The following is an 11,340-nucleotide window of genomic DNA, read 5'->3' on the forward strand; positions in this document are numbered from 1 at the left end:
AGTCCTTTAAATATAGAAAGTTGCTCTTTTCTAACAATTATCACTTCGTTTTTTCGTACAAAATAGGGTGGATATTTAGAAGTAATAGCTGGAAAAGCAACAAAGTTTTAGAAAAGAGCCTTTTAAAAAAACTCAATCGTACACATACTTTCTTTGTACTTCGAAATAAATGTCATATTGAACAGAGAACTCTCTTGAAGTAGGAAAGGACAAGCTATGAAGAAATGGATCATTCTATTTACTGCTTTAATCATCATAACTGGATGTGCAAAGAATGAGGTTAAAGAGAAAGAATTAGTGGCAAAAGAACTGGTAGAAAAATCAGATCCTCTACTATCCTTACCTGTCACTATACAAGACAAGCAGTCTTTGCTATCAATTGATGAACTATTTAATAAGCTAGACATTCCTTATCAATATGATGTTTTAAATAGAGTACTAAATTTTAACGTAAATGAAACGTATTTTAGACTTGTTTATGGTGTACCTGTTTACGAAAAGGATCATGAATATGTGCCTACTAATCGGGATAATTTAGTCGTTGTAGATGATATACCTCATATTTCACTTGATTTTCTGACTGAGGATTTAAAATGGGAAGTTCGAGAAAATAAGACGACAATTGAAATATTGTTACCAAAGAGCAGTAATGAGATTCTAGCAACGGCAAACGCGGCCCCATCCAAGACACTAGATGCAGATGAGATCATCAATCTTTTATCTGTTCTGAAGAGCCCAATCAATGGAGCGAAGGTAAGTATGGTTTCTTCCCATTTACCTGGTGCTCCTCGAAATTATCGCAATGGAACTCATGAAGGATTAGACTTTTACCAATACGGCACGAATGTTGAAATCAATCAGAATACACCGGTTTATGGTATGGGAGAAGGAAAAGTGATTAGAGTAGATCATGATTATCCAGGATACTCTTCTGTAGAGGAAAGAAATAAAGACCTTTCAATAGCAGCAGAGTCCGTTGCTACACCCGAATATATATTAGATAAATTAAGAGGGAAGCAGGTTTGGATTTATTACTCTAATGGTATACTCGCCCGATTTGCTCATTTAGACCGTGTTGCTAAGGATTTGGCGGTAGGAGATATGGTAACAAAGAACACAGTAATTGGTTTTGTAGGTAATAGTGGTACAAGTGGAGAAGTATTAAATAATAATACCGAATTCCATCTCCATTTGGATCTACTCATTCATAATGAATTATTTTGGAAGGGTCTAGATAAGGATGAAGTGATCAAGGTCTTAACAACCGTGTTTGAAAAGAGAAGAAGCTCTTAAGCATCAACGTATAATTTATCGTTAAGAAAGGCTCTTTTCTAAATCATAGATGCATTTCAACCTAATTTTATAATAAACATCCTTTCTAATGCTATAAGACCGAAGTGATCATTGTTAGAAAAGAGCCATAAATAATGAAAAACCCTGGGGTATACTTCCCAGGGTTAAGTTGTTTTATTTCCTTTTGTAATAATACATCGTTCTGCCGTTGAATAAGTGAAGCTCAGCCTCTAGTTTTTTAGCTAAAAACTTGCAAAACTCATTTCCTTTTCCTTTATCTCCATATGTAGAACCCTCGGGGAGCACGACTTGAATAAAAGACTGAGTATGTTGATTTTCATCTTCAATTTCTTCTGACCCAACGCCGACTACTAATGCGTTATAACCACGTTCCTGTGATTTAAGGTAAAACCATGTTCCTTTACCTTCTTCTTTTTCTTTTAAATCGTATGGAAATGCAGCGCTTCCATATTCCCACCCAAGTTGTGTACCTGTCTTGGAGGTAATTTCCTTATAGTATGTAAATAATTCTTTAACCTCATCAATAGTAATATCTTGTTTAGTTGATGCTGGTACTAGTTTTATGTATGCACTTAAACTCAAACTCTTTCACTCCTATAGACATTTTTTTCTTCATGTTGGAATATAGCTTTTAATATAAGCTCTTTTCGTATCCTTTGTTACTTTTAATTTGGCTTCATAAACCAGATACTTTCATTCTTTATTCTAGCATTCATTTTTCAGGATTGACAATAATATTAAGTTGTTTGAGCTGACAGTTAACGCGAAAAAATGTGAGAAAGTTGCTGTGAGTACGAATTTGTTTTAGAATAATGTTCTGAATATTTAAATAAAGGAGGGATAGAATGAACTATTTTGAAAGGCTATATGATGAAAATGAAGATGTTAAAGTTCGTTTCGTAGGGTTTACGACGGCTGATGTTCGTTATGATTTTGGCCTCGTTTATACAAATATGTTTTTTGGTAAGCCTCTCGTTATCTGCATGCAGACTGGAAGATCCGCACTCCTTGACCCCCAGGACATACAAAATATTGAATCTCTTCAACAAACATTTAGAATACGAACCTATAAAGAAGCAGAGGATTTGGCCGAGTTTTTCAGGGAGACGATTCCATCAGCTAATTTTGATCCTCAATACGAATAAAAGATAACATCATGTTTCTTTTTCTCAACCTTTCGCCATTAATTGTGTGGTATATATATTAAATGTGTTATACAAATTAATGATTGACAGTATTAGTGTGACATATTAATATATACTTATAGAATGTTTTGTTACCGCTTTCAAATATCGCTAAGGGGATGAGAAAACATGGGTGTAATTATCTGTCAGACTTGTGAAAAGACAATTGAGCATTTTGAAGAAGAGAAAGTAACAACTTTATATGCAAAATGCCATACGTGCACGTGTGCTCCAGAGCAAAAAGAAAAATAAATAACTCTAAAAATAATAAAGCATGCAGATTAATCTGCATGCTTCTTCTTTCACTATTGCTATTTAATTGCACGGTGTTCTTTAATAACTCTCAGGTGTTTTAAGTCAAAATCTTCCGGTCCTTGTACGGGTAAACCAACTTCCTGGTTCTTTTTGATGTAGCTTAAGTTTTCTTCCGTTATAATTTCTCCTGGAATGAAGATTGGGATTCCTGGAGGATAGACCATTATAAACTCAGCAATAATTCTACCTGCTGTTTCGTCAAATGGAATAACTTCCGTCTCTGAGTAAAAGGCATCTCGTGGAGTTAACGCAAGTACCGGAATATCAGGAACGAATACATTTACAGTTTCTTTACGTGATTGATGCTTAAATGCCTCTGCTAATTTTTGTAATGCATCAATAAGTATAGAAGTCTCAGTCTCCGTATCTCCTGGTGTGATAATACATAAAATATTATATAAATCAGACATCTCAACTTCGATATTCCATTGCTCTCGTAGCCATTTTTCTGCATCGTACCCGGTAATGCCTAAGTCTTTAACAGATATGGTAAGTTTCGTTGGATCATAATCAAAGGTTGCCTTTGTACCTAGAATTTCCTTGCCTACACAATAAAGCTGATCAATTTCATTAATTGCACTTCTTGTTTTTTCAGCAAGTGCAATTGCTTTTGCTGCTAACTCTCTTCCTTCTGTAGCGAGTCTTCGGCGTGCTGCGTCTAAAGAAGCGAGAAGTAAATATGAAGTGGATGTTGTTGTTAGCATACTAATGATAGATTGAACGCGCTTTGGGGAAACCAAGCCTTCTTTAATATTTAGAATAGAACTCTGCGTCATAGAACCGCCAAGTTTGTGAACACTCGTAGCCGCCATGTCTGCTCCTGCTTGCATAGCGGATAAAGGTAGGTCCTCATGGAAATGGATATGAACACCATGAGCTTCATCTACCAAAACGGCTACTTCATAAGAGTGTGCGATTTCTACAATTTTTTTAAGGTCTGCTGATACACCAAAATAGGTAGGATTAATGACCAGTACACCTTTTGCATCAGGGTTTTGCTCTAGAGCTTTTTCAACTGAATCTGGTGTAATGCCGTGTGAAATACCTAATTCTTTATCAATAACAGGATGAATAAAGACTGGCGTTGCTCCAGAGAAAATAATCGCAGACATAACAGACTTGTGTACGTTTCTTGGAACGATAATTTTGTCGCCAGGGCCACATACTGACATAACCATTGTCATAATTGCACCACTTGTTCCCTGCACAGAGAAAAACGTGTGATCAGCGCCAAAGGCGTGAGCAGCTAGTTCTTGTGCTTTTTTTATCATTCCTTTTGGATGATGCAAGTCATCTAAAGGTCCAATATTAATTAAGTCTATTGATAAGGCGTTCATTCCGATGAAATCACGGAATTCCGGGTCAATACCGGTACCTTTTTTATGTCCAGGAATATGAAATTGGATTGGATTTTTTTTTGCGTGTTCTAATAAACCCGTAAATAACGGAGTTTCTGTTTGGTTCAATACATACACCTCTTTATTCTTACTATTTCAACATTAAATAAAACAAAAGTGATTATAGCACTAATCATAACTGATGAAAAGAAAAATAAGACCGAATTGAAAAATTACTTATATGTTTACCTTTTCCTATTAAGATTTGAATAAACATAGAGGAAAAAACTTACCAATGTAGAAGTTAAAAATCAGGGGGGAATCTTATGAACTGGGAAAGTAGAGTCACTAAACTGTTAAATATTCGATATCCAATTATTCAAGGGGGCCTTGCTTACTTGGCGTATTCTGATCTCGCTGCTGCAGTATCAAATGCTGGAGGGTTAGGTCAGATTACCGCTATGTCATTAGAGACTCCGGAAATGTTACGGGAGGAAATCCGGAAAGTACGTCAAAAAACTAACCAACCATTTGGTGTGAATTATGCAATTGGTCAGCATGGTCGTGCATTTGAACATATGCTTGATGTGGCCATTGAAGAAGAAGTCCCTGTCATTACCATGACAGGTGGAAATCCCGCTCCTATTTTTGAGCAACTTAAAGGAGTAAATGTCAAAAAACTCGTCCTAGTCGCTGCAAGAAGACAAGCAGAAAAAGCAGAAGAACTCGGCGCAGATGCTGTTATGGTTGTTGGGCAAGAAGGGGGAGGACATTTAGGTAAGCATGATATAGGAACAATGGTTCTAGTCCCGCAAGTTGTAGATTCAGTGAGTATACCTGTAATTGCATCCGGTGGTATTGGGGATGGTCGTGGCTTCATGGCTGCTTTAAGCCTGGGAGCTGAAGGAATTGAGATGGGAACAAGGTTTATTGCAACAAAGGAATGTATTCACGCTAGTGATTTATATAAAAATCGTTTGATATCAGGTACAGAAAATGATACGGTTATCATTAAACGTAGTCTCGGAGCACCTGCAAGAGCCATTACTAATCAGTGGACAGAAAAGATTCTTAAGCTTGAGGAGCAGTATGGAGACTATGAAGCCTTAAAGGATTACATAAGTGGTAAAGCAAACTTACGTTATATCCATGATGGCTTAGAACAAGAAGGGTTTGCATGGGCTGGCCAAGTTATGGGAAGAATCAAGGATATTCCTAGTGTGCAAGAACTGTTTAATCGTATAACAGATGAAGCAGAGCAAATACGGAAATCCTGGATTTGATGGAGGGTTCAAATGAGTTATCAATATCCAATATCTTTAGATTGGAAAACAGATGAAATTGTAGCTGTTGTGGAGTTTTTTAACTGCATTGAAACAGCATATGAAAAAGGAATTGAGCGAGAAGCACTTTTAAAGGCCTATCGTAAATTTAAAGAAATCGTCCCGGGAAAAGCTGAGGAAAAAAGGCTTTGTGCTGATTTTGAAGCGCAGAGTGGCTACTCTTGCTATAGAACTATTCAAAGGGCGAAAGAAGAACAAAAAATTAAAATTAAAATGTAAAAAGAATGCTGGTTTCATCAGCATTCTTTTTGTACTTTATAAGGAGAGTAGCAAGTCATTATGGTAACTGAATACGCCTATTATTGTAGTGATAGTCTATAAATTGGCATTAACGTTTGATAGGTTTCTTTAACAGTATGAATAAAAGCTTCTCCATCTTTCAACAAAGGATCGTTTGCACTAAAGTGTCTACCAACTAAAAACTCTGCTTTTTTGACATTTTTAAAGCGCTGGAGTACTTTTTCAAAATCAGATCTTGAAAGCTCGTCCATCTTTAACGAATCTTTTTTCATATGGTCTTGAGAGAGAACATACTCCCTCGGTATATCTTTGAAGATTTTATCTGTATGCTTTAGCAGTTTTTCAGCCATTTCTTCTTTATTAGGTAACTCATATATATAAGCTAGCCAGATAAACACATGGTCATCAAATAACCCAACCTGAAAATGTGGGTGTTTTTTATATCCTCTTTTATCATGACATATAGCAAGCCATGTATCTTTAGGAGGGTTGACGGTTCTTCTTGCATGTTTAGCAATATGTAAGTACATCTCATTACCAGTCAGAACTGCTAAATCATCAGTTAAAATAGAGCCTATTTTTCTGAACTTTGGCTGTATATTCTCCTTAATTGCTTCCATTCTTTCGTCTAAACCTTCAATAAAAAACGTTTGAAAATCTTCCTGTTTAAATCCGTTAAATGTCATCTTAAGCCTCCTGCAAAATCAAAATTGCTTTTTACATCATAGCATATTAAGCAAGGAAGTGAAAAAAGAATAGCCTTATCTAATTCTTACCAAAAAGTTAAGAGAGACATGGGTTAATACACATTTTTGTTGCATAGCACAAGATCTCCACATAATATATATAAAAATAACTATCAGAAAATTTAATTATTAAAAATAACGAAATTGGCCGGGTGTAAAAATATCTATAAAGAAAGGGGTGCAGTTCCGTGAAGCAAGTTTTGAACAACATGAAAAAAGCGGAAGCAGAAAAAAGAATTTCTGTATTACGGTTAGAGATTGATTATGAATTAGCAACCCTTTATGAAGCAATGCAAAAAAAGGATACGAAACAAAAAGCAGAATGTAAACGTAAATTAGAGAAACTTCGACAAGAGTTGAGTCGCTTAGAAGGATAACGGTATTTGCGAACCTTACAAAAGGGTTCGTTTTTTCTGTGAGTGCTTTTACATAGGATCCGCCTAAGTTTATGAAAGTTTTAATATAAAGTAACTTGACTTGCATTTAACTTAAGAGTTTCGATAAAGTTATATGAGAAGGCACTAATGCTTTTTTACTATCGTAAATGATGAAATAGAATAGCCAATAGATAAAGTGAAAGACTGAACTTGTAAAGGGGATTATTTTATGGGAGCAATAACTGACTGGTCTAAAGTCTATACATATGCAAAAGAGTGGATTAAAGAAGCAGGTTCTACTATACGAAATTCTTTTTCAACAGAACTGATGATTCAATCCAAATCTTCACCAGACGATCTTGTCACAAATATGGACAGGGAAACAGAACAATATTTTATAAGTAAAATTAACAATACATTCCCAGAACATCGAATTCTTGGAGAAGAGGGATTTGGAGACAATGTTACTTCTTTAGAAGGGGTAGTTTGGATTATAGATCCAATAGATGGAACAATGAATTTTGTTCATCAGCAACGTAATTTTGCTATTTCCATTGGTATCTATGAAGATGGTATAGGTAAGATAGGATTTATTTATGACGTCGTAAGCGATGAACTTTATCATGCAATAAAAGGACAAGGTGCCTATTTTAATGATGAGAAACTTCCTAAGCTAGAACCTGTCAAAATTGAGGAGGCTATAATTGGACTAAATGCAACTTGGGTAACAGAAAACCGGAGAATTGACCCTTCTGTTCTTGCACCACTGGTGAAAAAGGTTCGTGGGACACGATCATATGGTTCCGCTGCAATTGAGCTCGCCTATGTTGCAACAGGTCGTCTTAATGCTTATATTACTATGCGACTATCTCCATGGGATTTTGCAGCTGGTCTAATAATAATAGAAGAAGTAGGCGGAAAAATGACAACTCTACAAGGTGAACCAATAAATTTGGTTGGACAAAACTCTATATTTGCCTGTAATGCCAGTCTTCACAAACAGGTAATTCAAAACTATATTAACCGAGATGACGAATAGTGGAATTATCCAAACAAGCCTTTAAAGATAGTGATGATGTTTTTTTCTTTCAAACCTTAATTAAGAGTAGTTCTGACTGGCGAGATGAAGAAGGTAATCCTTCTAATGTAAGACTCTATATGGATAAGTATCAAGATGGAGACTGGCTAGTCTGGTATAAAAATAAGGCGAGGGTAGCCATCACCTATCATGTGGAACATGCACCTTCCAATAATCGGCCGTGGATAGGTACAGTATTAGTTAGCCCTAGCGAGCGGCGTTTAGGGATAGGGAAGAAAGTTGTAGAACAACTTAGAGGCGAACTTAGTGAAAGAGGTCATAAAGCCGTTTATGCAGCAGTTCCTGTTGAGCGAAATCAGTGGATTCAATTTTTGGCTTCTTGTGGATTTGAACAATTTAAACTAGAAAAAGAAAATGACAAAATGTATTTGGTATTTGTATTACCTAGCTAATGAAAAAGAGTGCTATGATTAGCACTCTTTTTCGTTTACTCAGAAGATTTCCTAAGTTTCGCTTTATAAGAGAAAGCAACTCCAGTAGTGGCAATGACGCCAACGATAGCCCCAAGACTTCCTAGAATACTTCTTTCTGCTATGGCAATTCCAATTAATATCATGAAAAATGCTGTTAATAATGCGAATACTAAAAATACAATGTTTATTTTTTTCATATATCAGCCCTCCAACTACAGTTTACAAAAGTTTTACGTATTTGAGTAGGATAAACTTCACCACTTTCGGTACGGTATGGTATAATAATAAAGTTGTGTAAAAAAATTAAGAGTTTAAAAAAATTTAATATTTAAATTAAGTAGGAGATGAGTACGTGAACTTACGTGACGATATTCGTAATATTGCTATTATTGCACACGTTGACCATGGTAAAACTACATTGGTTGATAAACTATTGCATCAATCTGGAACATTCCGTTCAAATGAGCATGTCGAAGAGCGTGCAATGGATTCAAATGCACTAGAAAAGGAACGCGGTATTACTATTTTAGCGAAAAATACAGCGATTGAATATAAAGGAAAAAGAATTAATATTATGGACACACCAGGTCACGCAGACTTTGGTGGAGAAGTAGAACGTATTATGAAGATGGTAGATGGAGTTCTTCTTGTAGTAGATGCTTACGAAGGAACGATGCCACAAACACGCTTCGTATTAAAAAAGGCATTAGAACAAAAATTAACTCCAATTGTAGTCGTGAACAAAATTGATAAGCCTTCTGCTAGACCATTAGAAGTTGTTGATGAGGTTATTGATTTATTTATTGAACTAGGTGCAGATGAAGAACAGCTAGAATTCCCTGTTGTTTATGCTTCTGCAATCAGTGGGACAGCAAGTTTAGATCCGGATCCTGCTAACCAAGAAGAGAATATGACTTGTTTATTTGATTCAATCTTAGAGAATATTCCGGCACCAATAGATAATAGTGATGAGCCATTACAATTCCAAGTAACGTTGTTAGACTATAACGATTACGTTGGTCGTATCGGGATCGGTCGTATTTTCCGCGGAACAATGAAAGTGGGTCAAGAAGTTTCCTTAATGAAACTTGATGGGTCAGTTAGAAAATTCCGTGTAACTAAAATGTTTGGATTCATTGGACTTAAGAGAATCGAAATTCAAGAAGCTAAGGCTGGAGATTTAGTAGCTGTATCTGGAATGGAAGATATCAACGTAGGAGAAACAGTTTGTCCTAATGAACATCAAGAGGCACTGCCAATCCTTCGTATTGATGAACCAACCCTTCAAATGACATTCCTTGTTAACAATAGTCCATTTGCAGGACGTGAAGGTAAGTGGGTAACTGCTCGTAAAATTGAAGAGCGTTTAATGGCTCAATTAGAGACAGATGTAAGTTTACGTGTTGAGAACACGGATTCTCCGGATGTTTGGGTTGTATCAGGTCGCGGAGAGTTACATTTGTCTATCCTAATTGAGAATATGAGACGTGAAGGATATGAGCTTCAAGTATCTAAGCCAGAGGTTATTATTAAAGAAGTAGACGGAGTAAAATGCGAACCGATTGAACGAGTTCAAATTGATGTTCCAGATGAATACACTGGTTCTATTATGGAATCACTTGGAATGCGTAAAGGTGAGTTAGTCGACATGTCAAGCAATGGTGGCGGACAAACTCGTATGGTGTTCAATGTACCTGCGCGTGGATTAATTGGTTACCGTACAGAATTTATGACTTTAACAAGAGGTTACGGAATTCTTAACCATACATTTGACAGTTATCAACCAGTATTTGCAGGTCAAGTCGGTGGACGTCGTAATGGTGTACTAGTGTCTCTTGAAACTGGTAAAGCAACACAATACAGTATTTTAGCGTTAGAAGATCGTGGTACTATCTTTATTGAGCCAGGTACTGACGTATACGAAGGGATGATTGTTGGTGAAAATAACCGTGACAATGATCTAACAGTAAACGTTATTAAGGCAAAGCAAATGACGAATATGCGTTCTGCTAATAAAGATCAAACGACAACGATGAAGAAGCCTAAGATTATGACACTAGAAGAGTCATTAGAATACCTAAATGACGACGAATATTGTGAAGTAACTCCTCAGTCCATTCGTCTTCGTAAGAAGCTACTTGATAAGAATGAACGTGAGAGAGCAGCGAAAAAGAAGAAATATGCTGAAATGGGTCAATAATAATCTCATATGTTACAATAGTAGGGGTTAACGTTTAGTTGACCCCTTTTTTAAAAGTGGGAGTACCAAAATAGATTATTGACATGTGTTTATGGATTTAAAGGGGTGTTTAAGGTGGGGCAGTTATCATACTTTGCTGAGTTATTTAGAGTGGACCAAAATCCTGAACTTGGGATGAGGCTATTGTACATTTCGATATTATTATTGTCTATCTTAGTTTACAAGCTAGGATTTGCGAAAAAGCTACCTTTATTAAAATCTGTTGTCATCTATATCTTTTTAGCAATAGGTTGTTCAATCTTAACTTTATTAGCTTTACGTTTGCCAGTAGTAGAAGGGTTAGTTGTAGCTTCGTTAGTGTTAATTATATACAAGGTGCGACTATATCAATCAAAAAAAGAAGGTAGTAATGCATGAACTCACTTCAAGATACTCTCTATAATTGGCTAACGATTAAAGTTGTTGCAGATGTAAGAAAAGATGATATTGCGGCACAGGAAACTGCAGCTTTCTTTTATGAAATGCTAACAGAAGATCATCATCTAAAGGACATCCAAGTTGAAAAAGATGATCAAATGTATAGGGTTACGTATTCAATTGATGACGTTGAAAAACAAGCCCGTTTTCCAGTTGAATTAATTGATATCATGATTGATCAAATGGAAGCAGAGCCTGAGAAATTTATTAATTATCCAAAATAAAAATGACGGACCATAATTTATGGCCGTCATTTTTTGCTTGTTGGGACAGAGCGAGGCGCTTCAGCTTTTCG

The 11,340-nt window shown here is 36.0% G+C and carries 15 protein-coding genes; 11 read left to right on the forward strand and 4 right to left on the reverse strand.

From position 1 onward, the window contains the following. Positions 1 to 216 precede the first annotated feature (216 nt). Positions 217 to 1,293, forward strand: a complete 1,077-nt coding sequence (locus tag LT143_RS15080) for a M23 family metallopeptidase (protein WP_246944090.1) — start codon at positions 217 to 219, stop codon at positions 1,291 to 1,293. A 174-nt stretch (positions 1,294 to 1,467) separates the two neighbouring features. On the opposite strand, the gene LT143_RS15085 is transcribed toward LT143_RS15080, so the two are convergent. Beyond that, positions 1,468 to 1,896: a DUF1885 family protein gene (locus LT143_RS15085; protein ID WP_246944093.1), complete on the reverse strand. Its 429-nt coding sequence runs from the start codon at positions 1,894 to 1,896 to the stop codon at positions 1,468 to 1,470. A gap of 263 nt (positions 1,897 to 2,159) precedes the next feature. On the opposite strand from LT143_RS15085, the gene LT143_RS15090 reads away from it, so the two are divergent. Beyond that, complete coding sequence (locus LT143_RS15090; protein ID WP_246944096.1) at positions 2,160 to 2,459, forward strand: DUF3055 domain-containing protein; 300 nt, start codon at positions 2,160 to 2,162, stop codon at positions 2,457 to 2,459. A 168-nt stretch (positions 2,460 to 2,627) separates the two neighbouring features. Continuing rightward, positions 2,628 to 2,750: a GapA-binding peptide SR1P gene (locus tag LT143_RS15095; RefSeq protein ID WP_246944099.1), complete on the forward strand. Its 123-nt coding sequence runs from the start codon at positions 2,628 to 2,630 to the stop codon at positions 2,748 to 2,750. 59 nt (positions 2,751 to 2,809) lie between these two features. On the opposite strand, the gene LT143_RS15100 is transcribed toward LT143_RS15095, so the two are convergent. Beyond that, positions 2,810 to 4,279, reverse strand: coding sequence for an aminotransferase class I/II-fold pyridoxal phosphate-dependent enzyme (locus LT143_RS15100; RefSeq protein WP_246944102.1), 1,470 nt, complete (start codon positions 4,277 to 4,279; stop codon positions 2,810 to 2,812). 197 nt (positions 4,280 to 4,476) lie between these two features. Here LT143_RS15100 and LT143_RS15105 point away from each other — a divergent pair, with 197 nt between their 5' ends. Then, the gene (locus LT143_RS15105) at positions 4,477 to 5,433 is read left to right on the forward strand and encodes an NAD(P)H-dependent flavin oxidoreductase (protein WP_246944105.1); all 957 of its coding nucleotides are present in this window, start codon (positions 4,477 to 4,479) and stop codon (positions 5,431 to 5,433) included. Between the two features lie 12 nt (positions 5,434 to 5,445). After that, entirely contained in the window at positions 5,446 to 5,712 is a 267-nt protein-coding gene (locus LT143_RS15110; protein WP_246944108.1) for a UPF0223 family protein, read from the forward strand. 80 nt (positions 5,713 to 5,792) lie between these two features. Here the strand turns inward: LT143_RS15110 and LT143_RS15115 are convergent, their stop codons facing one another. Continuing rightward, entirely contained in the window at positions 5,793 to 6,419 is a 627-nt protein-coding gene (locus tag LT143_RS15115; RefSeq protein ID WP_246944111.1) for a YktB family protein, read from the reverse strand. A 248-nt stretch (positions 6,420 to 6,667) separates the two neighbouring features. Here LT143_RS15115 and LT143_RS15120 point away from each other — a divergent pair, with 248 nt between their 5' ends. The 3 genes from LT143_RS15120 to LT143_RS15130 all read left to right on the forward strand — a co-directional run bounded on the left by LT143_RS15120 (position 6,668) and on the right by LT143_RS15130 (position 8,347). Further along, the gene (locus LT143_RS15120; RefSeq protein ID WP_246944114.1) at positions 6,668 to 6,856 is read left to right on the forward strand and encodes a hypothetical protein; all 189 of its coding nucleotides are present in this window, start codon (positions 6,668 to 6,670) and stop codon (positions 6,854 to 6,856) included. Between the two features lie 229 nt (positions 6,857 to 7,085). Continuing rightward, positions 7,086 to 7,895, forward strand: a complete 810-nt coding sequence (locus tag LT143_RS15125) for an inositol monophosphatase family protein (RefSeq protein ID WP_272495814.1) — start codon at positions 7,086 to 7,088, stop codon at positions 7,893 to 7,895. Continuing rightward, the gene (locus LT143_RS15130) at positions 7,895 to 8,347 is read left to right on the forward strand and encodes a GNAT family N-acetyltransferase (protein WP_246944116.1); all 453 of its coding nucleotides are present in this window, start codon (positions 7,895 to 7,897) and stop codon (positions 8,345 to 8,347) included. Before LT143_RS15125 ends, LT143_RS15130 begins: the two co-directional genes overlap by 1 nt. 35 nt (positions 8,348 to 8,382) lie before the next feature. On the opposite strand, the gene LT143_RS15135 is transcribed toward LT143_RS15130, so the two are convergent. Beyond that, positions 8,383 to 8,565: a DUF5325 family protein gene (locus LT143_RS15135; RefSeq protein WP_246944118.1), complete on the reverse strand. Its 183-nt coding sequence runs from the start codon at positions 8,563 to 8,565 to the stop codon at positions 8,383 to 8,385. A 155-nt stretch (positions 8,566 to 8,720) separates the two neighbouring features. Here LT143_RS15135 and typA point away from each other — a divergent pair, with 155 nt between their 5' ends. The 3 genes from typA to LT143_RS15150 all read left to right on the forward strand — a co-directional run bounded on the left by typA (position 8,721) and on the right by LT143_RS15150 (position 11,269). Then, on the forward strand, positions 8,721 to 10,568 hold the full coding sequence (typA, locus tag LT143_RS15140; RefSeq protein WP_246944120.1) for a translational GTPase TypA: 1,848 nt from the start codon (positions 8,721 to 8,723) through the stop codon (positions 10,566 to 10,568). Positions 10,569 to 10,682: 114 nt separating this feature from the next. After that, positions 10,683 to 10,985, forward strand: coding sequence for a YlaH-like family protein (locus LT143_RS15145; protein WP_418909839.1), 303 nt, complete (start codon positions 10,683 to 10,685; stop codon positions 10,983 to 10,985). Then, on the forward strand, positions 10,982 to 11,269 hold the full coding sequence (locus LT143_RS15150; RefSeq protein ID WP_246944122.1) for a hypothetical protein: 288 nt from the start codon (positions 10,982 to 10,984) through the stop codon (positions 11,267 to 11,269). Before LT143_RS15145 ends, LT143_RS15150 begins: the two co-directional genes overlap by 4 nt. Positions 11,270 to 11,340 lie beyond the last annotated feature (71 nt).

This window comes from Bacillus pinisoli (assembly GCF_023036475.1).
Taxonomy (GTDB): Bacteria; Bacillota; Bacilli; order Bacillales; family SA4; genus Bacillus_BS; species Bacillus_BS pinisoli.